Here is a 24,462-nt window from a genome sequence, read left to right as displayed (position 1 = left end):
AGAAGAAACCTCATGGCGACACTCGAGATCCGCGACCTGCACGTGTCGGTCGACACCGAGAACGGCCCGAAGCAGATCCTGCGCGGCGTCGACCTGACCATCGCCGGCGGTCAGACGCACGCGATCATGGGCCCGAACGGCTCCGGCAAGTCGACGCTGGCGTACTCGATCGCCGGGCACCCGAAGTACAACGTCACCAGCGGCACGGTGACGCTGGACGGCGAGGACGTGCTGGACATGTCCGTCGACGAGCGCGCCCGGGCCGGCCTGTTCCTGGCCATGCAGTACCCGGTCGAGGTGCCCGGAGTCTCGGTGGCGAACTTCCTCCGGACCGCGAAGACCGCGATCGACGGCGAGGCGCCGAAGCTGCGGACCTGGATCAAGGACGTCAACAAGGCGCTCGCCGATCTGGACATGGACTCCGACTTCGGCACCCGGAACGTCAACGAGGGCTTCTCCGGCGGTGAGAAGAAGCGGCACGAGATTGTCCAGCTCGAGCTGCTGAACCCGAAGGTCGCGATCCTCGACGAGACCGACTCCGGCCTCGACATCGACGCGCTGCGGATCGTCTCCGAGGGCGTCAACCGGTTCGCCGCCCAGGGCGACAAGGGCGTGCTGCTGATCACCCACTACACGCGGATCCTGCGCTACATCAAGCCGGACTTCGTGCACGTGTTCGTCGACGGTCGCGTCGCCGAAGAGGGTGGCCCGGAGCTGGCCGAAGAGCTCGAGGCGAACGGCTACGAGCGGTTCCTCAAGGCAGGCGCGAAGTGACCGACGCCCGGACGTTCAGCAGTCCCCTGGACCTGCAATCGGTCCGGGCGGACTTCCCCATCCTGTCGCGCGAGTTGGCCGGCGGGTTCCCGCTGGTCTACCTCGACTCGGCGAACTCCTCGCAGAAGCCGCTCCAGGTCGTGCAGGCGATCGAGGACCACTACCTCAAGCACAACGCGAACGTGGCCCGGGCCATGCACCAGCTCGGTGCCGAGGCGACCGCGGCGTACGAAGGCGGCCGGGACAAGGTCGCGGCCTTCATCGGGGCGCCGTCGCGGGACGAGATCGTCTTCACCAAGAACGCCTCCGAGGCGCTCAACCTCGCCGCGCACACGCTCGGCGCGTCGCTGAAGCCGGGCGATGTCGTGGTGGTCTCCGAGATGGAGCACCACAGCAACATCGTCCCGTGGCAGCTCGCCTGCGAGCGGACCGGTGCGACGCTGAAGTGGTTCGGCGTGACCGAGGACGGCCGGCTCGACCTGTCGAACATCGACGAATTGCTCACCGAGCAGACCAAGGTCGTCGCGCTGACCTGGGTCTCGAACGCGCTCGGCACGATCAACCCGATCACCGAGATCGCCGCGAAGGCGCACGCGGTCGGCGCGACCGTGGTCGTCGACGCGTCGCAGGCCGTCCCGCAGTTCCCGGTCGACGTCTCGACGCTGGGCGCGGACCTGCTGGCCTTCACCGGTCACAAGGTCGTCGGCCCGACCGGCATCGGCGTGCTCTGGGGACGGTACGACCTGCTCGCCTCGCTCCCGCCGTTCCTCGGTGGCGGCGAGATGATCGAGATCGTCCGGATGACCGGTTCGACGTACGCCGCTCCGCCGGCCCGGTTCGAGGCGGGTACGCCGCCGATCGCGCAGGCCGTCGGGCTCGGTGCGGCCGTCGACTACCTGTCCGGGATCGGGATGGACAAGATCGCCGCGCACGAGCACGCGATCGTCGAGTACGCGCTCGAGGGGCTGAAGACCGTTCCCGGTCTGAAGATCCTCGGGCCGCAGGACGCGGCCGATCACGGCGGTGCGATCAGCTTCGCGCTGGACGGCGTCCACCCGCACGACGTGTCGACCGTGCTGGACACCCGCGGCATCGCCGTCCGGGCCGGGCACCACTGCGCGCGTCCGGTGCACGAGCGGTTCGGAATGCAATCGTCGACCAGAGCGTCTTTCTATCTGTACACGACGCCGGAGGAGATCGAGGCGCTCGTGGACGGCCTGGGATTCGTGCGCAAGTACTTCAAGGTGGATTGATATGCAGCTCGACAGCCTCTACCAGGAGATCATCCTGGATCACTACCGCAGCCCGCACCACGCGGGGTTGTCGGACCCGTACGACGTGGAGGTGCACCACGTGAACCCGTCCTGCGGCGACGAGGTCACGCTCCGGGTCGAGCTCGACGGCGACACCGTCAAGGGCGTCACCCACAACAGCGTCGGCTGCTCGATCAGCCAGGCGGCGACGTCGGTGATGTCGGACCTGGTGATCGGCAAGCCGGTGTCCGAGGGCATGGCGACGTACGAGAAGTTCCTCGAGCTGATGCAGGGCCGGGGGAATGTCGAGCCGGACGAAGAGGTTCTCGAGGACGGTGTGGCGTTCGCGGGCGTCGCGCAGTTCCCGGCCCGGGTGAAGTGTGCACTGCTGGGCTGGTCGGCGTGGCGGGATGCCACCGCCCAGGCCCTCGCAGCCAACGAAGGAGTCAAGAATGCCTGACCAGACCGACGAGAAGATCGAACTGCCCGAGGTCGACCTCGACGCGGCCGCCGCGCCGGTCGGCACGACCCCGGCCAAGGTCGAGGACGTCACCGAGGCACTCAAGGATGTCGTCGACCCGGAGCTCGGCATCAACGTGGTCGACCTGGGCCTGATCTACGGCATCACCGTCGACGACACCAGTACGGCGATCATCGACATGACGCTGACGTCCGCGGCCTGCCCGCTGACCGACGTGATCGAGGACCAGACCCGGATGGCGCTGGACGGTCTCGTCAACGACTTCCGGATCAACTGGGTCTGGATGCCGCCGTGGGGCCCGGAGAAGATCACCGACGACGGCCGCGACCAGCTGCGGGCGCTCGGCTTCAACGTGTGAGCAAGATTGTTCACGTAGCGCCGGAGCGGTTGGACAGGTGGCTGACCGGCTTCGGCGAACGGCACGGTGACGTCGAGTACGACGTGACGCCGACGCGCGTCACGCTGTCCGCCGAGGACGGTTCCTCGGCCGTCGTCACTGTGCCGTTCGAGCCTCTCGCGGACTTGTCCCGCGAGGGGCTCGTTGCACATGTACTGACCCCACGGCGGCTCGGGATCCTGCTCGTCCGTCGCGGCGGGTACGGCGCCGGGGTGTTTGCCGATGGCAAGCTTCTCGACTCGAAGGTCGGGTCCCGGCACGTGCAGGGGACGACGAAGGCGGGCGGCTGGTCGCAGCAGCGGTACGCGCGCCGCCGGGACAACCAGGCCCGCGAGGCGTTCGCGGCGGCGACGGAGGTCGCCGTACGGATCCTCGCGCCGGCGAAGCTCGACGTCCTGGTGTGCGGGGGAGACCGGCGGGCGGTCGACACGGTGCTGGAGGATCCTCGCTTGAAGGAGCTGCCCGGGCTGGTGCGGCCGCCGTTCCTCGGCGTACCGGATCCGAAGCAGAAGGTCTTGGAGCAGGCCGGCGTCGACGCGCGGGCGATCCGGATCGAGCTGGAGCAACCGGCGTAGCCGTCAGTCATTCGATCGTCATGCCCGTCCCGGGGTTCGATGCGTGCATCCGCCGGGCGGACGGGCTGTCGTGAGCTGCCGGCGTACGGCGCATACGCGAGTCCGTCTCGACCAGCGCTGACGCGGGGATGCCGTGCTGCTGCAACGCGTCGACGACCGCTCCGGTGAACCGGCCAGAGGTCGACGCGTGGAGCTCGCGGAGATCGACCAGCCCCTCTGCAAGCAGTGCGAGTCGCGGGTGCAGCGTGGCGAACGCCTGGGCGAACTCGCCGTCGGTCCGGCTCGTCAGCGTGCCGTCCGCCCCGGCGACGTACACCTGTCGCTTGCCGCCCGCCTCGCGGATCGTGAGCCGGACGTTCACGCCGTCGCGGCGGGCTCGGCCGAGTGCGTCGACCAGCGGCTGGTACGGGTGCTGCTCGTCGGCGTCGACCCTCATCGCGACGGTCCGGACCCGTGCGGGTTTGGGCTGGTCCGCCGGATCCCAGCCGGCGAGTGCGGGTTCGCCGGCCTCCATCCGCGCGCGCATCGCGTCGTACTCGTGGCGGAACATCGTCAGGTACGCCTCGCCGGACGCGGCCCGGTGCACCGAGTCGGCACGCTCGACCTTCGGGCGGTGGTTGCGGTCGATCCGGCGGCGCTCGAAGTCGAGGTGGTAGTCGACGCTCACCTTGACGGTGACGACCTGGCCGGACTCGTAGACGCCGGTCTCGTGGCGTGCGCCGACCGTACCCGTGTCCTGCTCGCCTACGCGGCGGCCGGAGTTCAGGCCGACCGTGATCGCGCCGCCGGGCGTCGTACCTCCCATGGAACGGGAGCCGGGCAGCAGGCGGTTGCTGCGCGCGGTCAACTGGCTGATCCGCAGCTCGCGCGAGTTCTCGCCGAGCTGGGTGGTCGAGTCCTCGTCGGGATCCGAGATCAGCTCCAGGCCCGACACCTCCGCGCGGACCCGGACGACCACGACCCGCGAGGTCTGGCCGGGGATCGCCAGCGGCACGAGTTCGTGTCCGGACGGCCCGGCCATCTCCTGGAACGCGACCGCGCGGTTCGCGGCGCCGAGCAAGGACTCCAGCGTCGTCTGGTGCAACCGGACACCGGCGCTGCGCAACATGTCCGGGCGGCCGAGACGGGCGACGACGGCGTCGAACAGCGCATTCTCCGGCGGCGCGTCGGGCAAGTGGGGGAGTGTGCCGTCGACGAGGTAGTTGTCCGGCAGCCTGACGGCTCGGTGGTCGGCGACCTCCGGGCCGTCCTGGGGCGGGGCCGAGTGGAGTGCGGACGCCGGCACCGAGAGGCTGATCCGCCCGGAGGCCTCCCGCCGAGTCACCGCCGTCGCTTGGCCGCCGGGCTCCGCAGAGTCCTCGACCTCGATGACGACCTGGTAGTCCCGCTCGACCCGAGCCGTCGACAGCGAGAGCCCGGTACTGATGCGGGTGTTGAGCTCGCTGCTCGACGAGGTGGTGGACGTAGCGAGCTCGGCGCCGGCCCCGATGGTCGCGGACGCCCCCTCCGTCGCCGAGACGCCGACCTGACCGCTGTGCGACGTACCTTCCGTCACGCTCCTGGTCCGATCCTGCAGGCTCCACAGCTGCTGCAGGCCGTAGCCGTTGCCGCTCTGCCCTTCCGTCCCGCCCGCCTCGCTGGTCACCGGACCGACGAACCGCACCTTCACCCGGACCCGGAGGTTGCGAGTGCCCGTGCCGTCGCGGACCGGCAGCTCACGGACGAACCCGCGCGGGTCGAGCATCTCGTCCAGCTGGTTGCGCCATCGCGTGCCGCTCAGGTCACCGCGCAGTGCGCTGGTCAGCACGGCGTCGTCCAGCGCCTGCGGCGAGTGTTCCGCGACGGCGGCGCAGACCTCGCGGAACATGTCGCTCTCGTTGCCGTCCAGGTCCTGCAGCGACGACCGGTCGACCTGGGCGCCACCCAGCATCTGGTCGTAGTTCCGCGGCATCGGCACCTCGACCCGCATCCGCGCCAGCACCTCGGCTTCGACGAGGGTGGCATCCAGACCGGTATCGCCCGGCATCGCGAGCCCTGTTGCCTCGCGCAACTTCTTCGCCAGCCGCTCGTCGGTGTGCGTCGCGGCCAGCCCGTCGGCGCCGGCCTTCTCGATCCGGTAGCGCCGCAGCAGCGAGGTCGTCGTACGGCGGGGGAGATCGAGGTTGTCGTCCAGCAGCCGCTCGACGGCATCCGACACCTGGTGCAGCGGGAGGTCCAGCTCGTTCCGCCCGTACGCCCGCAGCGCATCGCCCTCGGGGAGCGTGAGTACGACGGCGCCCGTGTCGAGCGGGATCGTGCGAACCGCGGTGCTGCCGGACCGGAGCTTCGCTTCCAGGACGAGGTCTCCCCAGAACTGGTAGTGCTGCCCGTCCCGCATCAGCGTCCGCTCGACGCCGCTGGTGGACGTCTCCGAGCTGGCCGACGAGCGAGTCGTAGACCGGTTCAGCCCGACCGATCCGCTGTGTGCGTCCCCGTCGGCCGACACCGAGCCGGTGCCTGCACTCACGCCGGCCGTGGCGCCGGTGGAGACACCCGAGGTACTGCCGGTGCTCGCCAGCGTCACGTTGAGCTCGGCGAGGATCGGATGCCCGCTGCCGACGTACCTGAGGTTCTCCACGCGGGTGGTGACGCTGAGCGCGGTACGGCGTGGGCTGAGGCCACGGCGTCGTACTGCCTCAAGTGCGTCGGACGGCGCCGGGCTGACGGCCAGACCGGTGCGGTACTCGGTTGTCAGCAGCTCCGGCCGGGAGATGAGGTTCCGCGGCGCGAGGAACGCACTGAGGTGGTGCAGCGCGGAGCTGTCACCCCGCCCTAACTCCGGCGCGGCCTCGATCAGCTGCGCGATCGGGTCCCGCGCGTCGACATGCTGGACCGTGGCGGTCTGCAGCAGCCCCGGATCGACCTGCTCGCGTACGGCGGTTGCCGGCTGCTCGGGCCCGGCGCAGAACTCGCTGTCGAGACAGACCCGGGCGCTGCCCTCCGACGCGATGATCGGCACCTCGCGGCCGTCGTCGGTGATCTCGCTGATCGTGATCGTGTGTGGTACGTCGAACACCGCGACCTGCGCGCTCGACTCCGACACCGTCATCCGGTACGCACCCCGGCTCGTCGACGACGTGAGGGAGCGGCCCATCGAGGACCGGCCGACCGACGCCCGCGCTTGCGGCGTACTCCCGGACTGCCCTGGCGCCGGAGCGTTGCTGACCCCGAGGGACGCCGACCACGGCAGGCTTCGCGACTCGGTGCTGGAGCGACCCGACGTACTCACTCCGATGTCGACGTTGACGACCATGTCGTCGTCCGCGACACCGATCGGCGTCGCGCGGTCGAAGTGCTGCTCGATGGCGATGCGATAGGACCGGACCCGAGGCGGATGGCCGGTGCGGTGCTCGGTGAGCTGGAAGGTCAGCCGGTCCTGCGCGGCGTGGTCGTACCCGGTCTCCAGGCGATGCCTGGCGAGCTGCTGGCAGGCACGTTCCCAGTTCTCCGTCCGGCTGAGCAGGACAGCCGGATCCTCACCTGCGAGGCCGGTGGGCAGCGGATGGCCGTCCACCAGCGGCGGAACCATCGACTCCCGGGACAGATGTTCGAGGAAACCCTTCAGGGCCTGATCGGACCCGGTCAGCTCGCGGATCATCGCCGGACCGGCGCCGCGCAGCTGGCCCGGACCGTTGCCGAGCCACAGCGGCAGGCGGAGCGGGGTGTCGGTCGGGTGCGGGTCTCCGCGCAGCAACAGGCGACCGTCTGCGCCGCGGCGCAGCTGACCGTCTTCGCGGACGAGGGCCGCGGCCGGCACCGGCAGGCCGTACCGGAAGGCGTCGCGCTCCGCCATCCGCAGGTACGCATCCCCCTCGCCTTCGGTGCTGAACGACTCCTGGCGATCGAGGCGATGCACGGTGACCTTGTGCCGCAGCCGCAGCTTCACGCCGACCGTCGGCGCTACTCGTTGGGTGCTCCAACGACTGCCGAGGTCGGCGGTGGAGGCCGTGTCCTCCTGACCGGTGTTCCGGCCGGCGCGGACCCCCGGCGCGAGGTCGATCGTGGAGGAGCCGACATCGGTCAGCGCGGTGGTCGCCGTCGCGCTGATCGTTCGCGAGTCGCTGAATCCCTGGGCGCCGGACGTGCCGGAGTTGCCGACGCGCCAGATCTCGAGCCTGTGATCGGGGGAGCTGTCGCTGACCAGCTCTGCGGTCTCCATTTCGGCGACGGTCTCCAGTTGCGCCCAGGCGACTGGTCGGCCGCCGTTCGTGATCAGTCGCCAGACGCCGCCGGGCCGCGTCGTCTCGTCCAGCCGCGTCATCGCATCCTCGGCGACCAGACTGCGGATCCGGTCGTGGCCGACGCGGTCGAGCGAGCCGAGGCGTTGCCGCAGCTCTGCCACGGTCCGGTCGCACAGGTCGTTCAGCCCGTCGACCCGGGTCGCCATGTGCTCGGGCATCGTCGTACTGCGTTCCGCCGACAGGCCGAGCGTTTCGAGATCGGTCTGCTCGGCCGGCGGCGGCACGGTGTAGGTGTGGATGTAGCCGAGGTCGAGTGTGGCGGTGTCGTGCTCGGTGCCGGAGTCGACGACGTGGGCGGGGGACCAGTCGGCGGCCGCGGACTCGCGGATCCGCCAGCTCCAGCGCGGCTGCGCCGAGCGGAATCGGAGGATCTCGCCGCGGAGCGCCTCGACCGCACCGTTCTGCGCGAATTCGGTTGCTCCGCCGCTGACGAGGAGGCCGTGCCCGGTGGCGACCTCGACGCCCGGCGAGACGACCTTCGCGACGGCCTTCACCTTGCTGGTGTCCGGGAGCGCCTCGGTCAGGGCTCGTAGGTCGACGCCTACCGTGGCACCGGAAGTCTGCAACGCCGAGGTGGCGACGTTGTAGCCGCCCTGGACCACCTGCCCGACCTGGGCCTCGTCGATGGTGAGCGGACTGTCCAGGACCTCCTGCAGCTCACCGAGCTCGAGCTTCAGGTGGAACTGGATGAGACCGTCGACGTCGGCGCGCGGCTCGTTGCCGATCGACAGCATGAAGCCGTCCGGCGAGAGGATCCGGCGGCTCTCGCCACGCAGTGTCCGATGCAGGAGGTCCGGAGTGAACCGGTAGGGCGACTCGCGGTCCTCCAGAGCCTGGTTGAGCTCGCGGCACAGTCTGGTCAGATGCGGCAGGCGACCGGACGGAAGCCCGTTGTGCTGCACGTCCTCGGCGGGGAGGGTCGCCGCGGACGCCTTCTGGTAGGCCTGGACCTGCACAGCAGCCGCCTGCGTAGCGGTCTGTAGGTCGTCTGCCTCCAGCACGGCCCGGTACGCAGCAGCAGCTGCGCTCGCCTGGTCGGCGGCGGTGGTGCAGTACTGCGCGATCTGGGTGTGGCGCTCGGCGATGCGTAGGCGGCGTAGACCCTGGGCGCGGATCCGGCGGGCGCGCTCGTGGGCGGACGCGTCCTGGCCGGCGGCTTGCCGGTCGGCCTCCGCGAACAACGCCGTGGCCAGTTCGCCGGCGCTCGCGGCACTGCGGGTGCGTACGTCGGCGCGGTGGGTCTGGTCCGTCGCCGCGGACTCGAGGTCGGCGATCTGCCGTCGTACGTGCTCCCGGAAGCTGTCGTCCGGCACCTGATCTACGTTCGGGACGACGACGTGTACGCCAGCGGATGGAAGCTGCGGTGCGGGATGCCCGTCACGCCGGATCGCCTGCGAGAGGTTCGCCAGGTCGCGCTCGATGTCCTCCAGCGGCCGGCTGCCGGACCGCTCCTCCCACTCGCGGCTGAGCCGCCGGAACTCCTCGTACTGCGCCTCGGCCCGGCGAGCCCGCTCTTCGCGGTAGCCGTCGGCCGCAACACGACTCTCCCGTCCAATCCGCCGAAGCCACCCGAAAAGCCCTCCCGCACTGCTGGCGGCCGGGGTGGCGGCCGGGGTGGCGGGCGGGGTGACGGCTGGGCTGACGGCCGGTGTGGCGGCCGGTGTGGCGGCCTGGGTGTCGGCCGGGGAGGCGGATGGGGTTCTGGCTTGTTGGAGGCGGTCGGCGGCGCGGGTCAGGGCGTGGGACTCGGCGATCAGATCGGCGGCGAGGGGGCGGCCGGGGGACTGGCGGCGGGCGCGGACGTTGGTCAGTCGGCGTAGGTCGGCGTCAGTGGCGAGCTGGTTGCCGTCGAGGACGTCCTGGAGCAGTGCCTGCGTCTCGGCCCGCTGGGACTCGGGCAGACCGGGCAGGTCGAGCAGTGCGTCCAGCGCCCGCGTCGCACCGTCCGCCCGGGATCCGCCGCGCACGCGGTCGACCTCGGCGCCGACGAGCGCCACGGCCTCGGCGACGAGCCGGTCGTCGGTGATCTCGCCGGCGCGGCGGGCCAGCCTGCGTTCGAGCCGCCGCAGCAGCTTGCGGGCGAACCGTTCACGCGAGTGCCGCAACCGGAAGGTGCCGTCCCGGAGGGCGATCGCCTCCGGGGCCGCGATACCGAACGCCACACCGAGCGCCTGGCGCGCACGACCCTGCGGGTCGTCCTCGGTGATCGCGGCAGACGTCAACCCTGCACTCCCCGTTCAACGTGCCGGTACTTTCACCAGCTGTGAGCGGGGACATTAGCAACCTGTTGTTCAGGTTTTCGCCATGTTTCTCACCAGTAGAGTAACTTTCTGCCGGTGGCCTTCGTCACATCAGGATCGCTTGTACAGCGCGCGAAAATCCTCCAGCGTGCCGCGGTAGTACTCCAGGTCGTCAGTCAGCTTGGCGCGACTGACCAGATGCGGGTGCCGGGCCTTCGCCGCACGGCCGTACTCCGACCAGATGTCCGCGTCGGGGACCTCGTCCGCGTCGTCGGGCAGGAATTTGATCGCCTCGCTGACCGCGTCGGCGGCGAACTCCCAGTTCAGCTCGACAACATTCCGGTCCTGGTCCGGCGCACCGGTGTACGCCATGTCCGCGTCCAGCGCCCGGCGGGCGAACGACGCGGAGACGATCGCCCACTGCGCCGCGTCGATCAGCTGCGACTTGCCCAGCCCGAACCGCGCGCCGATCGTCGTGGCGGCGCGCTCGGAGGCGTACGGGATCGTGATCTCGCCGGCCGGCGACGCGAACACCCACGCGTCCGGGCCGTCGGTCACGTTGACTCCCGGCTCGGGCCGCGCCGGCACGACCGCGGGGGCCTCCGGGTCGGCCGCGGTCACCAGGCTCACGTAGATCTGGGCCTCGATCAGGGTCCTCGCGGTCAGCATCGGTTATCTCGCTCCTAGCTCTCGGCCAAGCTCGTCGTACGTGTCCCGCGCGATCAGCAACCGCTCCAGCCGGAACCGCCCCGGCTCCGCATCCCGGACCTCACGACCTACGCGGGTCCAGAAACAATCCTGCGGTACGGCGTCCGCACCGGCCGGCACGAACTTGATCACCTCGTCCACGGCTGCCCGCGCGACGGCCAGCACCTTACCGGCCCCGGCCGCGTCCGCGGGGACTTCCGACGCGGCCGAATCGGCGACGGCCAGCCACTGGCCCGCATCCAGCACCTCCGACGGCTCCGGTCCGCCGAACGTGGGCCAGCCGCGCACCGGCGTCTCCCGGACCGGTAAACCGAACAGGTACTCGCGGTGCGCGTTGCAGCCCGGACAGATCGCGGCGTAGCTGGACGTCAGCTCACCGTCGACCTCGATCAGCGCCTGTTCCCACGGCGCGTCGATCGACCCGCAGTCCGGGCAGGGGTGCAGCTCCAGGTAGAGCTGCGCCTCGTCCCGGGTCCGCGCCACCGCGAATGCCATACCGCCCCTCTCGATCTCCGGTCTTCATCGCCTTCAAGGCCCGCTCATCGTCTGTCCGTGACCGGTTGGTGCAATGGTTCGTCCACTCGACGGATGGCGGGCGGTCGGGGCGGCCGCCGGCGTCATCGTGCGCGCCGCGGTGGTGTAGTCGAGCGCCTTCAGCACATCCCGCGGTACGCCGGCCTTCTCCAGCTCGGCGGCGACCTTGCCGTTGAAGCTGCCGTCCGGTGACGACGTGTTGTAGAGCTCGCGCAGGTCGACCCGGCCCTCGGCCATTCGGACCAGCTGGGGATTCAGCGTGGCGAACGCGGAGGCGAAACCACCGTCGTTCACCCCGAGCAGGGTCGGCGGCCGGTTGCGGGTCGGATCGCCGGGCAGCGCCTGGTACTTCCGCTCCGTGCCGTCGGCCTCCTTGACCAGCAGCACAACGGGTTTCCGCGTCGCCTGCGCCCGGTCGATCGCCGCCAGCAGCGGCAGGTACGGCTGGTGCACGGATCCGTCCTTGCCCTCGCCGTACTCGGTCGCGACGATGTCCGGCCGTCCCAGCTTCTCCGGCACGGCCTGCAGCCGGGAGTTCGCGAGCACGGAGTCCAGCGCCGCGCCCTGCTCCAGCTGCCGGAGGCCCTCGAGGTACCGGTGGGCGAGCATCCGGACGAACATCTGACCGTGCGCGAGGTCCGGCACGTGGGTGGTGCTCCTCGTGACCTGCTCGCCGCGCCCGTTGTCGGTGCTGGTGCGGATCGTGGCGTCGTACACGACCGGGATCCTGACCGTGACCATCTGCCCTTCGAGGAAGCGGCTGAGCTCGAACCGGCTGCCGGTCCCCTCTCCGGTCTGCTCCTTGACCTGCTCACCCATCGAGCCGCTGACCGACACCACTCCGCCGTTCAGCCCGCCGGTCGCGGTCAGCGGCGTACGCCGGTTCCGGACCCTGCTGGAGCGTGCCACCCGCTGACTACGCCAGACGTGGCCCTCCTGGCCCGGCGAGGAGTCACCGTCGAGCTCCCAGCCGACCGCGGTGGCGTTGACCGTGACGTTGATCATCGACTTCCCGTTGCCAGGCTTCGCCATCGGCACCAGGTCGATCCCGCCGTCGAGCAGCCGACCGATCTTCGCCTTCAGCGCACTCGGCTTGACCGTCGCCCGGATCAGGTGCCGGAACTCGGCCACACCACGCCGACCGAGGAACTGAGGCTGCCGGAGGACGGCGTTCAGGTTGTCGAACAGCTGGTCCTGCTTCCTCTCGCCCCGCCCGAACGGCACCGACCGGAGCGGCATCGCGCCTTCGGGGAGCCGGACCCTGCGGTGGTCGGGTCGCGGCTCGGCCACCTCGGCGGTCTGTGGCTCCGGGCCGTCCTGCAACTCGCCTTCCGGCATCATCGTGTACAGCGTCGCGGTCAGCTCGCGCGTCCCGGACCTGGTGACGACGTCCGGGTCGAGCCGGCGCAGCTTCGCGCCGGTGCTGGTCATGGCAGCCGCGCCCGCGTTGTGGCGACGGATCACCTCGGTGGTGAAGACCAGCTTCCGCTCGGCCAGGTTGCGGACGAAGTTGCCGTGCCGGCGCAGGTTCGTGTTCTGGTGCCCGTCGCCGAGGGTGTCGGTCGTGGTCAGGTCGGTCGAGACACCGCCGGTGGGATTGACCCCCGCCGCCCCCGGTACGCCGCCGTCGACGCCCACAGAGATCGACTGGGTCCGGCTCACGGACCGGTCGCGCTGCTGGTAGTCGTACGCCTGCTCGGCTCCGCCGGCCTGCTCCGGCGCGAGCTTCGGCCGGCCGTGCTCGTCGGTGAGGAGCTTCCCGTCCTTGTCCGTCTGTACGGCGCGCACGGTCACGTCACCGTCGAAGTGCGCCCGCACCAGCACCACGAACAGGTCGGGATGCTCCCGGCCGTCCAGCGGCGCCTCGAGCGGGATCTCGACCCCGTCCGGGCCGAGCATGTCGTCCAGCTGGCCGCTGAGGTTCTCCGGTTGGAGCGCGATCTCCAGCCCGGCCTGTAGCACCGGACTCGCGTTCCGCAGGCCGGGTGCGATCTCGTCGACCTGGGCCGCGACCTGTGGCTCGAGGTCCACCGGCTGGGTCACCTTGCCGGCGACCACCACCAGCTTTTCCGTCTCGGCCCCGCCCAGGCTGTCCTTGTACGCCCCGGTGGCGTGCATGGTCCGGCCGGTGTTCGCCAGCTCGTCGGACTGATCGATGCTCGCGGTGAGCTTCTCGTCCTCGGTCTGGTACTGGTCTGCCGCGTTGAGACCATCCGCGCGGAGCTTGGCGGCGAGCCGCTCGGTCGTGTGCGTCGCCGCAAGACCAGTCGTAACGCCCTGCTTCTCGAGCTTGTAGCGGCGGACGAAGCCACCGCGGACGCGCGGACTGAGCGGGAGCTTGTCGTTCAGGTACCGCTCGGCTGCATCGCTGACCACGCTCAGCGGCAGGTCGAGCTTGCCGGACGCGTAGAGCTCCAGCGCCCGCCGCTCGGCCATCAGCTTCTGCACGGTCGCATCCGGCAGCGTGATCGTCTTGACGACCTGTCCGTTGTGCACGATGTCCGCGAACATCCGGTACTGCTCGAGGAACTGATGGTGCGTACCGGCGTTGATCAGCAGCCGCTCTTCGCCCGAGGTCTCGCTGATCGTGGTCGACTGCGCCCGACCGCCGGTATAACCGAGCGATCCGCCTCCGGAGTACGCCGAACCATCCGCCTCGACCGGGCCGCCGCCGGCCGTGCCGGTGACCCCGCCGGAGGTGGACGTCCCCGAGGTGTAGCCGACATCGCTCATCGTGAAGTTGATGTCGACGCTGTTCTGCTGGGTCATCGCGACATGGGTGAGGCTGACGGCCTCGCCGCGGATCTGCACCTGGTACTGCTGCGGCAGGATCGTCCCGTCCCGGAACGCGTGGACCGGGTTGCCGGGCGCCTGCACCACCATGAACGTCGGCTTGTACGTCCCGTTCATCCACTCGCGGTTCGCGACCAGACTGGTCGGGGCCAGCGCCGCGTGCAGCGTCGGCAGCGCGGTGGAGTCGGCCCGGATCGCCGGGATCGCGTCCGCGACCGCGTCGGCCACGTTGCCCGCGTCGACGGCGACCGGCATGGCCTGCTGAACGGCTTCCGAGGTCGGCGCCTGCGCAGTCTGGGCGAGCACCGGCGTCTCGGCGCGGGCCAGCGGGCTGTCGTAGGCGATCTCCATGCTGCCGCCCACATCGGCCAGCGGTGTGGCATCCCCGTTGTCGGTGATCTCCGCGAACTTGATCCGGATCTTCTGCTTGACCCGGTCCAGCGGCTCGGTGCTCTCACTCAGCGTGACCCGGTTGATCCGGAGTCCCGCCGTCCAGCTCATGTTCCGCATGAACGCGGACCGGCTGGCCTTCACACCGAGCTTGGCGGCCCAGCCGCGGATGCCCGTAGCCGGCTTGATGGAGCCCTCGATACCGGCGGAGACCGGCACTGAACTGCTCCGCCCGATCGTTCGGCTGGAGGCCACCGAGCTGATGCCGAGCGGCACCTGGTTCTCGTTGGTGCTCGTGCCACGGCCTTCGGACACGAAGGTGCCGGTGTTCTCGTCGTACTCCTGGTCGACGGTCAACCGGTACGGACGCCAGCGCGGCGTGCCGGCGAAGCCGTGATCCTCCAGTACGACGATCAGGCCGCCCTGGCAGGCCTCGTTCATCCCGGCCGCGAGCCGCGCCGCGCTGATCGCCTGGACGACGCGCTCGTAGTTGGCGAGCTGAGCCCTGGTCGCGTCACCGCGCGGACGGTCGTACTTGTCGAGATCGGGCACCAGCCCCTGGGCCTTCAGCTCCATCAGCGCGTCGTGACGGGCCGCGTCCGCGCCGACGATGTTCTGGACCAGGCCCTGGCCGACGCCGCGGATCTGGCCCGGCCCGCGGCCCATCCACGGCGGCGCGGTCTGCGGGCCGGTCGGCGGCTCCGGGTCGTCGCGCAGCAACACCCGGCCGTCCTGGTCCGTCCGGATCGCACCGTGCTCGTCCCGCTGGATCGCCTTCGCGTCCGCCCGGCCACCGGCCCGGAGCAGGTCGTTCTCGGCGACCCGCATGTGCGCCGTACACGGGCTGTCCACGACGATCGGCGGCTTCCGGTCGCCGATCCGGCGCAGTGTCGCCGTCGTCTTCAGCGGGACCTTGACGCCCTGGGTCCCCATGAACCGGTGGACGACGGGCGAGATCGTGGTGTTGCTGATGTTCTGGCCGCCCTGCCGGGACACGTTCCGCCCAGCCGACACGCTCGGCGAGAGGTTCACCCCGGAGCCGGCGACGTTGTTCAGCGCCGTCGCCGCGCCCAGCGGGTGGGCCGCGTCCCGTACGCCGGGGAACGACAGCGAACCGGTGCCGGTGAGCGACGCGCCGTACGTCTGGCTGGCGTTGCCGCCGAGGAAGCCGACCGGAACCTTCTCCATCCCGATCTCGGAGCTGAACTCGCCGACCAGCTCGGCCGCGCTCCAGTCCGGCGTGGTCTCCCAGGTGAGCTCGTACTCGTTGTTGTCGGCGGTCCGGAAGCTCCGGGTGACACCACCCGGCCGGCTCATGTCATGGATCAGCCGTGGCGTGTCCGTCACGATCAGGCCGGTGATGTGGCTCGCGGTGACCTCGTCCAGGTCGCCGTACCGGTCCTGTGCCTGCCTGATGACGTCCGTCGCGACGCCGCGCAGGCCGTCGACGCTGTCCATGGTGAAGCGCGGGAACTCACCCGTGACGTCCTGGGCGTGGCCGAGCTCTGCCAGCGTGACCGTCTCGGACGCCGCCTTCACGGTGTACGGACTGGCCACCCAGGTCTGCTGCGGACCGACGTCGATGCTCCGGACCGGCGACCAGGGCTGAGTGGGGGAGTTGCGTACCTCCACCTCGAGGACGCCGTCCCACTCGACCAGGAGCGACTCACCACGGTGGAGGCCGACCCAGCCGAGCATGTGGTACCCGCTCTCGCCGGCGTTCTCGGCGAGGGTGTGGCCGTGGGTCGCCTCGAGCTTCGGCGTGGTGAGCTGGGCGGCCGCGTGCAGCGGCGTACCCGGAGCGGCCAGCGCGATGATCGGCTGCAGGTTCAGTCCGACGGTGGTGCTGCCGGAGTGCGTGTTCGTCGTACCGGCGCTGATGCCGCCTTCACCGAGCGTGCCGGACATCTGCTCGGCCATCTCGAAGTCGCGGCGGGTGATCTCCCGGATGTTGGTGGCCAGCATCCGGACCCGGACCTCGGGCATCTCCGAGATGCTGCCGTCCCCGTCGCCGGGGACGGGGAACACCATGCCGTCCTGCGAGAGCAGCAGCCGGTACTCCGCACTCTCCAGCGGCAGCGGCCCGGTCTGCGGCAGCTGACGAGAGGCGCCGTTCGCCTCCAGCTCCTCGTTGATCACGTCGACCGGCAGTACGACGGGCTCGCCCTCCGGCGTACCGGTCATCAGCACATCGGCGACCGGCATCGCGGCGCTGCAGCTCTGCTCGTACTTGCTGACCTGACTGCGTGCAGCGTCGGCCAACGTCTTCAGTTGGCCTTGCGATCCGCCTGAGTCGATCCCGTCGAGCAGCGTCCGGTACGCCGTCAGCGCGCGCTGCGCCTCGGTCGCGGCGACGCCGTACGCGCCGCTGATCTCGGTGTGCCGGGCGGCCTTGTTCTCAGCGGCCGTGGCCGTGATCCGGAGCATCCGCGCGCGTTCGGCGGCGCCGAGGTCGAGGCCCTGCGCCTCCACATCGGCCTGGCGCTTGGTCTCCTCCGCCAGCTCTGTCGCGGTGTGTGCGGTCTCGGCCTTGGTCGCCGACCGCGACTCGAGGTCGGTGACCGCGGACTCGAGTGACTGGATCTGGGTGAGGACCTCTTCGCGGAGGTGCGCGACCGAGTTCGGCGCGGGCCGCGGGTCGGGCCTGCCGAAGGCGGCTGCATCCGGTCCGGCGTTCGCCTCGGCGGACCAGGGGAGAACGGGCTCGGCGCCGCCGTGGCGGCGGATGGTCCGGGCCAGGCCGTTGAGGTCGCGCTCCAGCTCCGACAGACTGCGCGGCCCGCTCGGAGCCCCGTTGGCCAGCGTCTCGGCGCGCGCCTGCTGCCAGTCCCGCACCATGACCTGGTACGCCGCATGGTCGGCCTGGAGCCGGCGGTCGCGCCGCTCGTGGCTGAAGACCGACTTCAACCGGCCGAGCACACCGCGCGGCCGGGCCGCCTGTGCGGCCGCGATCTCCTGTGTCATCAAGGAGAGCTGGTGGGTCCACACGTGCCGCAGCTGCTCGTCGGCGAGCCGTGGCGAGATCTGCAGGACGTGCGGGTCCTCCGCCGTACCGGACCGGATGATGCCCTTGGCCATCGCGCCGAGAGTGGTCTTCCCGATCTCGACCCGGACGTGCTGCGGTACGTCGCTGACCGTCGTCTGCAGGATCGCCTGCTGGGCCTGCAGGTCGATGGCCGGCCGGTCGGTCACCGAGGCAGCCAGATCCACCTGGTTCATCGCGGCAAGCGCCGTCAGCGCGCCGGACCCGGTCAGGTCGGTCTGGCTACTCGGTCGTCCACCGGCACCGGTCACCAGGCCCGTGCCGTGAACTTGCGAGGTCCAGACCCGCCGACCTTCGGCACGTCTGTGGTTGCTGCCGACCGGAGCGCGATGTCGCCGGCCGGCCGAGCCGGGCGGCGGCCCGTTCACCGGTCCGTTCACACCGACGACGAGGGCGTCCCGGCTGATCGTCGCCGAGGCCGACACGATCGTCGACACCGGGACAGGCCGGTTCGACCCGGGCAGGCGGTCCAGCCGAGCGGCGGCCTCCGCGTCATCGGGAGCAGCACTGCTGAGCGCGTATCTGAGCAACGCCTCAGCCTCGGTACGGCGGGACTGGTCCAGCCCCGGACTGCGCAAGTACTGGTCGAGCGCCCCGACCGCGCCGCGCGCCGGCAGCTGACCGCGAGCCCGGGCCACCTCGGCCCCGAGCACGCAGACGGCCTCGGCCAGCAGACGGTCGTCGGCGGCACGGTCCGCGGCCCGGCGCGCGAGTTGAGCCTCCAGGGCCCGCATCACGTACGCCGGCACCATGTCGTCGCGACCGGTCAGCCAGACCCTGCCGTTACGCAGCGGAACGGCGGACGGATGCAGGATCCCGAGCGCGGTTCGTACTGCCCACCGGGCGCGAGTCGTCGGATCGGCGGCGGACGAAATGGGTGTGGTCAGCCGACTCACCCCCTCCCGTTGGGTGTCCAAGTGCTCACCAGTTGTCACTAGGACGTCCTAGTTCCGGAATCTAGCAAACAATCGGTTACTCGCCAGCAACTCGATTCACCCGAACTGTTAACGATTTACGCCGAGTGACCATCCTAGGATCACCTTCATGGTCGAGCGGCTCGGTACATCGCAATGGAGTGTCTCCGAGGCGCGGAGCATGGTCGCCCAGTTGCGGCACGTGGCCGGCGACGGCCCGGAGTACGACGGGATCGAGCTGTTCACCTCGCTGTGCGCGTACCTCGACCAGCTGCACGGGAAGGCCGGATTCGACTACGTCTACACCGGGGCGCGGCGGCAGGCGCTGGCCGACGCGGTCCGGGAGGTCCGCGGGCCCAGCGGCGTAGGAGATCCGGAGAGCGACCGGCTGGTCCAGCCGGTGAATGCGGCGGTCACGCTCGTCGAGGGACGCGAGCTGGTGACCTGGCTGGAGGGGCAGAGCGGGTGGCAGCAGGACCTCGGCAGAGCGCTGCGTGCGCTGTACACCTATCTAGACCAATTGTACGGCGGACCTGGCGCCTTCAACGAGCTGCTGACCACGTTCGAACGCAGGCGGGTCGCAGCGCGGTAACGGCGCCGGCCTGCCGGCGCGAGTGGTACCTCGCTGCCATTACGGTAGGCGCGTGAGTCTCTCGTCCTCCACGCGAACCCCTTCCCAAGGCGCCCGGGCCGCGGGCCGACCCTCGGGTGGTGGTCCGAACCGCCTCCCGAGCAGCCGCGAGCGACGACCGGCCCTGGCCGCCCTCGCCGTCATCCTGATTCTGCTCGGTGCTGCCGGGTCCGCACTGATTGCCCTGAACAGCGGCAACCGGTCCGACTTCGTGGCGATCTCCGCCGACAGCCTCCCGCCCGGGCACAAGCTCGAGGCCAAGGACCTGTCCCGCGGCGACCTGGCCGGCGCGACCGGTGGTCTGATCCCGTGGTCCGAGGCGAGCAAGTACCTCGGCCGCTACACCACCACCTGGCTGTACAAGGACCAGTTCGTCACGCCCGAGAACTTCACCAAGGACGGCGAGCAGCCGATCCCGGCCGGCGCCGCCCTGGTCGGTATCAGCCTGGAAGCCGGCCGCGCGCCGTCGGACGGGCTCAGCGTCGGTGACATCGTCTCGATCACCCGGGTCCCCACGGCCAACCAGGACGGCGCCACGCCGATCACGCTGGTCAAGGCTGCGACGGTGACCTCCAGCGCGGGCGCCATCACGGACTCGAAGACCAACGCGAACAGCTCGCTGAACGTGACCGTGCTGGTCCCGGCCGACCAGATCACCACGGTCGGCGCGGCCGCGGCCTCCAAGTCGCTGATGCTGGCGAAGCTGGCGCCCGGGACCAAGACCGACGTGGAGCGCAACGGCGGGGCGAACTGATGGCATTGGTGGCATTCGCGAGCGCGAAGGGTTCACCCGGCGTCACAACCGCGAGTCTGGTCATCGGTGCGCTCTGGCCGCGGCAGGTGCTGCTGGCCGAGTGCGACCCGGCCGGCAGCGACGTGGCGATCCGGATGACCGGACCGGGCGGTTCGGCGCTCAACTCCGACCGCGGCCTGGTCAGCCTGGCCGCTGCGAGCCGGAAGGGCCTGGGTGACGAGGTGATCCTCGCGCACAGCCAGCAGCTCGACGGCGGTCTCGACGTACTGCTCGGTGTGCGTTCGCCGGAGCAGGTCGGTGGCATGGGCGGTCTGTGGCATCCGCTGGGCATCTCGTTCAACCAGATGCAGAGCAGCGACGTACTGGCGGACTGTGGGCGCATCGGTGCGTCGTCGCCGCAGCTGCCGGTCATCCAGTCCGCACGGCTCGTCGTGCTGGTGTGTACGGCGACCGGCTCGTCGGTCGCGCACCTGCGCGAGCGGCTGTCCACTCTGGTGCACCACGTCGACGCACAGCTCGGCGTGGTCGTGGTCGCCGACCCGAAGCGGCGTGACGGCGTGAAGCAGGTCTGGACCGTGCTGGACGCGATGTCCGTACCGGTGCGGCACCGCTGGCACCTGGCGTACGACCCGGCCGGTGCGGCGTTCTTCGACGGGCGCGGCCACGGGCGGCTCGACAAGACCCCGCTGATCAGGTCGGCGACCGACATCACCGCGGAGATGGCGTCGCTGGTCTCCGCGCCTCCGCCGCAGGACTTCGACATGGCCAACGCGGCGTTCCCGCCGGGTGACTATCGATGAGCGCTGACCAGGAGCTGGTCCGCAAGCTGCGCGTGCAGGTTGCGGAGCGGCTGAACGAGCAGCGTCGCCGCGACCAGGTGAACGGCGTACCTCCGATGAGTGCGGAGGACGAGCGGGAGTACGCGCGGTCGCTGATCGTGCAGGTGCTCGAGGACCACGCGCGGTACGAGCTGGCCGAGGGCCGGACGCCGCCGACCCCGGACGACGACGCGCAGATCGCCGGTGCGATCCACTCCGCGCTGTTCGGTGTCGGCCGGCTGCAGCCGCTGATCGACGACCCTGAGGTCGAGAACATCGACATCAACGGCTGCGACCAGGTCTTCGTGCAGTACGGCGACGGCCGCGAGGAGACGCCCGGCCCGGTGGCCGAGAGCGACGACGAACTGGTCGAGCTGATCCAGGTGCTGGCCGCGCACGCGGGTCTGACCAGCCGCCCGTTCGACTCGGCCAACCCGCAGCTGGACCTTCGGCTGCCGGACGGCTCCCGGTTGTCCGCGGTGATGGGCGTGACGTCGCGGCCGGCGGTGTCGATCCGGCGGGCCCGGCTGGGCAAGGTGTTCCTGCGTGACCTGGTGCAGAACGGCACGATGACCGACGACATCGGCTCGTTCCTGCGGGCCGCGGTCGCCGCGCGGAAGAACATCATGATCGCGGGCGCGACGAACTCCGGTAAGACCACGCTGCTGCGCGCGCTGGCCAACGAGATCCAGCCGCACGAGCGCCTCATCACGGTCGAGCGCTCGCTCGAGCTCGGCCTGGGGGAGTTCAAGGACCTGCACCCGAACGTGGTCGCGTTCGAGGAACGGCTGCCGAACTCCGAGGGCGTCGGCGAGGTCACGATGGCGGATCTGGTCCGCCGATCGCTCCGGATGAACCCTTCGCGGGTCATCGTGGGTGAGGTGCTGGGCGACGAGATCGTGACGATGCTGAACGCGATGAGCCAGGGTAACGACGGCTCACTGTCGACGATCCACTCGAACAGCTCGATGGAGGTGTTCAACCGGATCAGCACCTACGCGATCCAGGCGATGGAGCGGCTGCCGATGGACGCCACCCAGATGCTGATCGCCGGCGCGCTCGACTTCGTCGTGTTCGTCCGCAAGCACAACGACTACACCCGCGGCGGCGGCCTGAGCCGGTACGTCGAGAGCATCCGCGAGGTCACCGGCTGGGACGGCCGGGTGCTGTCCGGCGAGGTGTTCGCCCCGGGTCCGGACGGCCGCGCGGCAGCGCACGCGCCGATCGCCTGCATGGACGAGCTCGAACACTTCGGGTACCAGCCCCTCGTCCACGGAACGTGGGCGTGACGCGATGAACGACCGGACTCTGGGCGCGCTGCTGTGCGGGGCGGTGGTCGGCGGCGCCGTACTGCTGCTGATCGTCGCGATCCGCGGCACCGAGCCGAAGGACGAGACGCCGTCGCTGTTCCGCAACCGCGGCGCCGACCACCGCAGGAACCTGATCCGCCTGGGCGCCGGCATCGCCGTCGGCCTGGTGGTGCTGGTGGTGACCCGCTGGCTTGTGCTCGCCATCGCGCTCGGTCTGCTGGCCGGTATGGCGGACCGCTTCTTCGGCGGCACCGGTGAGGAACGCCGCGCGATCGACCGGCTGGACGCACTGGCCACCTGGACCGAGGCACTGCGCGACACGATCGCCGGCGCGGTCGGTCTGGAGCAGGCGATCCCGGCGACCGCGGTCAACGCCGCACCTGCGATCAAGCCCAGCTTGAACCTGCTCGTCGACCGGCTGCGGATCCGCGAACCGTTGCCTTCGGCCCTCATGCGGTTCGCCGACGACCTGAACGACCCGTCGGCCGACCTCATCGTCGCGGCCCTGGTACTGAACGCCCGGCTCCGTGGACCCGGTCTGCGCGAGGTGCTGAGCGCGCTGGCGGACTCCGCGCGCGAGGAGCTCGACGTACGGCGGAAGGTCGCGGCGGAACGGCGGTCCACCCGGCGCAGCGTGCAGGTGGTCGTCGCGATCACGCTGATCATGGCGGCCGGGCTGATCCTGTTCAACCCGACGTACATGGCGCCGTACCGGAGCTTCATCGGGCAGGTCGTGCTGACGCTGGTGATCGGGCTGTACGCGCTCGGTCTGCTGTGGCTGCGGCGACTGGCGAAGATCGAAGTGCCGGAGCGGTTCCTGATCGGCATGAACACCGACGGCAGGCTCAGCCGGCCGGGTGACGACCGGATGGAAACGGTGAGCGGATGACCTGGGCCTTCATCACCGGCGCCCTGGCGGGCCTGGGTGTGTACGTCGCGATCCGGATCTTCATCAAGCCGCGGACCAACGTGCTGTCGACGATCGCGCGGATCGACGCCGGGCGCGGCGGGTACACGAGCGGGGCAACGACCAGCGCGGCCGGCGAGCGCGTGCTCGGCGGCGTCGACCGGGCCCGGGAGACGCTGGGCCGGCGGCTCGAGGCCGAGGCGAACGCGCGCGGCTGGGCGTTCGGCAAGCTCCGCCGCGACCTCGCGGTGATGAACCAGCCGTTCGCCGCGATGCTTGCCACCAAGGTGTTCTTCGCGCTCGGCGCGTTGATCCTGATCCCGATCGTGCTGTTCCTGTTCTCCGCGATCGGGTTCGCCGCACCGGGCGCGGCGCCGGCGATCGTGACGCTCGCGTTCATGGTGCTGGCGTTCTTCCTGCCGGACCTGGCGTTGCGGCAGGAGGCGGAGAAGCGGCGGCGCGACTTCCGGCACGTGGTCGGCAGCTTCCTCGACCTGGTCGCGATGAACCTGGCCGGCGGCCGCGGTCTGCCCGAGGCGCTGATGACCGCGTCCACGATCGGCGAGCACTGGGCGATGGCCCGGATCCGGCAGGCGCTCGCGAACGCGCGACTGATCGGGATCACGCCGTGGGACGCGATGGCGCTGCTCGGCGAGGACCTCGGCGTCGAGGAACTGCGCGACCTCGCGTCGGCGCTCGCACTGGCCGGCGACGAGGGCGCGAAGATCCGCTCGTCGCTGCTCGCACGGGCGGCATCGCTGCGGCGCAAGGAGCTGGCAGACGTGGAAGGCAAGGCGGGTGAGCGCTCTCAGTCGATGCTGGTTGCGCAGCTGGTCATGATCTCGGCATTCTTCCTTTTTCTGGCGTTCCCGGCCGGTGTGGCCATCCTCGGAAGTTAGGGAAAACAGTGACCAGGGCACGGGATCCACGGCGCGGCTTCGCCCGTCGTACAGGGCATACTGAGGCCTCCTTCGGCCTCACGATCTGGAAGGCAATCGGATGACCTCGGAGTTGATGTTCTGGCGGACCATGGCCCGCTACGCGCTCGCACGGGCGCAGGCCCAGCGGGCCCGGGCGCGGCAGGGGCACACCGAGTTGGGCGCCTCCGCACTCGAGTGGGCGATCATCTCGGGGATCCTGGTCGTCGCCGCGTTGGCGATCGGCGTGGTGGTGAAGCGCGTGATCAGCAAGCACACGGCCGATATCGACACGGGCAGCTGACGGTCGCCCTATGTGGTTGGGGTGGATGAAGCGACGCAGACGGTCGGAGCGAGGGGTCAGCACGCTCGAGCTGGCCATCCTCGCGCCGGCGATCCTGACGCTGATCTTCCTGTCCATCCAGACGGCGTTGTGGCTGTACGGGCGTTCCGTCGCGCTGAACGCTGCGGAGGAAGGCGTGTCCCGGCTCCGGCTGGTGCAGCCGACCGTCTACACCACCGCGGTGGGGGAGAAGGTCCGGTCGGACATCCAGTCGTACGCGACACAGCTCGGCGGTACGACGTTGCAGCACGCCGATGTGCCGTTCCCGGCGTACAACAGCCCGGAGGGCACGGTCTCGTTCACCGTCACCGGTGACACCGTCTCGCTGGTGCCGGGCCTGACGCTGAAGGTGAGCCGGACCGCCACCGGCCAGATCGAACAGTTCGAAGCCGACAAGTGA

General features: G+C 70.3%; 17 protein-coding genes. 13 read left to right on the top strand and 4 right to left on the bottom strand.

Annotated elements, in window-relative coordinates; genetic code table 11:
* The first annotated feature begins 12 nt into the window (after positions 1-12).
* From sufC to ACFWUU_RS16590, 5 genes are read left to right on the top strand one after another with little or no spacing between them, the layout of a single operon-like run.
* Positions 13-774, top strand: coding sequence for a Fe-S cluster assembly ATPase SufC (gene sufC, locus ACFWUU_RS16610; protein WP_137254934.1), 762 nt, complete (start codon positions 13-15; stop codon positions 772-774).
* Complete coding sequence (locus tag ACFWUU_RS16605; RefSeq protein WP_380176492.1) at positions 771-2,027, top strand: cysteine desulfurase; 1,257 nt, start codon at positions 771-773, stop codon at positions 2,025-2,027. Before sufC ends, ACFWUU_RS16605 begins: the two co-directional genes overlap by 4 nt.
* A gap of 1 nt (position 2,028) precedes the next feature.
* Entirely contained in the window at positions 2,029-2,487 is a 459-nt protein-coding gene (gene sufU, locus ACFWUU_RS16600) for a Fe-S cluster assembly sulfur transfer protein SufU (protein ID WP_137254936.1), read from the top strand.
* Positions 2,480-2,866 (top strand): metal-sulfur cluster assembly factor, encoded by a 387-nt coding sequence (locus tag ACFWUU_RS16595; RefSeq protein WP_137254937.1) that lies wholly within the window; start codon positions 2,480-2,482, stop codon positions 2,864-2,866. The genes sufU and ACFWUU_RS16595 overlap by 8 nt, the downstream gene beginning before the upstream one ends.
* On the top strand, positions 2,863-3,480 hold the full coding sequence (locus ACFWUU_RS16590) for an acVLRF1 family peptidyl-tRNA hydrolase (RefSeq protein ID WP_380176490.1): 618 nt from the start codon (positions 2,863-2,865) through the stop codon (positions 3,478-3,480). Before ACFWUU_RS16595 ends, ACFWUU_RS16590 begins: the two co-directional genes overlap by 4 nt.
* Before the next feature lie 7 nt (positions 3,481-3,487).
* On the opposite strand, the gene ACFWUU_RS16585 is transcribed toward ACFWUU_RS16590, so the two are convergent.
* The 4 genes from ACFWUU_RS16585 to ACFWUU_RS16570 form a co-directional block, all read right to left on the bottom strand.
* Positions 3,488-9,982: a hypothetical protein gene (locus ACFWUU_RS16585; protein ID WP_380176488.1), complete on the bottom strand. Its 6,495-nt coding sequence runs from the start codon at positions 9,980-9,982 to the stop codon at positions 3,488-3,490.
* A gap of 129 nt (positions 9,983-10,111) precedes the next feature.
* Entirely contained in the window at positions 10,112-10,669 is a 558-nt protein-coding gene (locus ACFWUU_RS16580) for a hypothetical protein (protein WP_380176486.1), read from the bottom strand.
* A gap of 3 nt (positions 10,670-10,672) precedes the next feature.
* Positions 10,673-11,203, bottom strand: coding sequence for a hypothetical protein (locus ACFWUU_RS16575; RefSeq protein WP_380176484.1), 531 nt, complete (start codon positions 11,201-11,203; stop codon positions 10,673-10,675).
* Between the two features lie 33 nt (positions 11,204-11,236).
* Complete coding sequence (locus ACFWUU_RS16570; protein WP_380176482.1) at positions 11,237-18,364, bottom strand: hypothetical protein; 7,128 nt, start codon at positions 18,362-18,364, stop codon at positions 11,237-11,239.
* Between the two features lie 148 nt (positions 18,365-18,512).
* Between ACFWUU_RS16570 and ACFWUU_RS16565 the strand changes: the two genes are divergently transcribed.
* From ACFWUU_RS16565 to ACFWUU_RS16530, 8 genes are all read left to right on the top strand, one after another.
* Entirely contained in the window at positions 18,513-18,974 is a 462-nt protein-coding gene (locus tag ACFWUU_RS16565) for a hypothetical protein (RefSeq protein WP_137254942.1), read from the top strand.
* A gap of 52 nt (positions 18,975-19,026) precedes the next feature.
* The gene (locus tag ACFWUU_RS16560) at positions 19,027-19,767 is read left to right on the top strand and encodes a hypothetical protein (RefSeq protein ID WP_380176480.1); all 741 of its coding nucleotides are present in this window, start codon (positions 19,027-19,029) and stop codon (positions 19,765-19,767) included.
* Positions 19,767-20,567: a hypothetical protein gene (locus tag ACFWUU_RS16555; RefSeq protein WP_380176478.1), complete on the top strand. Its 801-nt coding sequence runs from the start codon at positions 19,767-19,769 to the stop codon at positions 20,565-20,567. Before ACFWUU_RS16560 ends, ACFWUU_RS16555 begins: the two co-directional genes overlap by 1 nt.
* Positions 20,564-21,874, top strand: a complete 1,311-nt coding sequence (locus ACFWUU_RS16550) for a CpaF family protein (protein ID WP_380176476.1) — start codon at positions 20,564-20,566, stop codon at positions 21,872-21,874. The genes ACFWUU_RS16555 and ACFWUU_RS16550 overlap by 4 nt, the downstream gene beginning before the upstream one ends.
* 4 nt (positions 21,875-21,878) lie before the next feature.
* Entirely contained in the window at positions 21,879-22,784 is a 906-nt protein-coding gene (locus ACFWUU_RS16545; RefSeq protein ID WP_137254946.1) for a type II secretion system F family protein, read from the top strand.
* Positions 22,781-23,701, top strand: a complete 921-nt coding sequence (locus tag ACFWUU_RS16540) for a type II secretion system F family protein (protein WP_137254947.1) — start codon at positions 22,781-22,783, stop codon at positions 23,699-23,701. Before ACFWUU_RS16545 ends, ACFWUU_RS16540 begins: the two co-directional genes overlap by 4 nt.
* Before the next feature lie 100 nt (positions 23,702-23,801).
* Positions 23,802-24,023, top strand: coding sequence for a hypothetical protein (locus tag ACFWUU_RS16535; RefSeq protein WP_137254948.1), 222 nt, complete (start codon positions 23,802-23,804; stop codon positions 24,021-24,023).
* A 25-nt stretch (positions 24,024-24,048) separates the two neighbouring features.
* Positions 24,049-24,462: a TadE/TadG family type IV pilus assembly protein gene (locus ACFWUU_RS16530; protein ID WP_137254949.1), complete on the top strand. Its 414-nt coding sequence runs from the start codon at positions 24,049-24,051 to the stop codon at positions 24,460-24,462.

It is taken from the genome of Kribbella sp. NPDC058693 (genome assembly GCF_042715335.1).
Lineage (GTDB): Bacteria > Actinomycetota > Actinomycetes > Propionibacteriales > Kribbellaceae > Kribbella > Kribbella jiaozuonensis.
This window is presented reverse-complemented; position numbering and strand designations above follow the sequence as displayed.

Excerpts from the sequence above, each read along its gene's own strand:
- sufC (WP_137254934.1), top strand. The coding sequence starts at position 13 with ATGGCGACACTCGAGATCCGCGACCTGCACGTGTCGGTCGACACCGAG.
- sufU (WP_137254936.1), top strand. The coding sequence starts at position 2,029 with ATGCAGCTCGACAGCCTCTACCAGGAGATCATCCTGGATCACTACCGC.
- ACFWUU_RS16595 (WP_137254937.1), top strand. The coding sequence starts at position 2,480 with ATGCCTGACCAGACCGACGAGAAGATCGAACTGCCCGAGGTCGACCTC.
- ACFWUU_RS16580 (WP_380176486.1), bottom strand. The coding sequence starts at position 10,669 with ATGCTGACCGCGAGGACCCTGATCGAGGCCCAGATCTACGTGAGCCTG.
- ACFWUU_RS16575 (WP_380176484.1), bottom strand. The coding sequence starts at position 11,203 with ATGGCATTCGCGGTGGCGCGGACCCGGGACGAGGCGCAGCTCTACCTG.
- ACFWUU_RS16565 (WP_137254942.1), top strand. The coding sequence starts at position 18,513 with ATGGTCGAGCGGCTCGGTACATCGCAATGGAGTGTCTCCGAGGCGCGG.
- ACFWUU_RS16555 (WP_380176478.1), top strand. The coding sequence starts at position 19,767 with ATGGCATTGGTGGCATTCGCGAGCGCGAAGGGTTCACCCGGCGTCACA.
- ACFWUU_RS16550 (WP_380176476.1), top strand. The coding sequence starts at position 20,564 with ATGAGCGCTGACCAGGAGCTGGTCCGCAAGCTGCGCGTGCAGGTTGCG.
- ACFWUU_RS16545 (WP_137254946.1), top strand. The coding sequence starts at position 21,879 with ATGAACGACCGGACTCTGGGCGCGCTGCTGTGCGGGGCGGTGGTCGGC.
- ACFWUU_RS16540 (WP_137254947.1), top strand. The coding sequence starts at position 22,781 with ATGACCTGGGCCTTCATCACCGGCGCCCTGGCGGGCCTGGGTGTGTAC.
- ACFWUU_RS16535 (WP_137254948.1), top strand. The coding sequence starts at position 23,802 with ATGACCTCGGAGTTGATGTTCTGGCGGACCATGGCCCGCTACGCGCTC.
- ACFWUU_RS16530 (WP_137254949.1), top strand. The coding sequence starts at position 24,049 with ATGAAGCGACGCAGACGGTCGGAGCGAGGGGTCAGCACGCTCGAGCTG.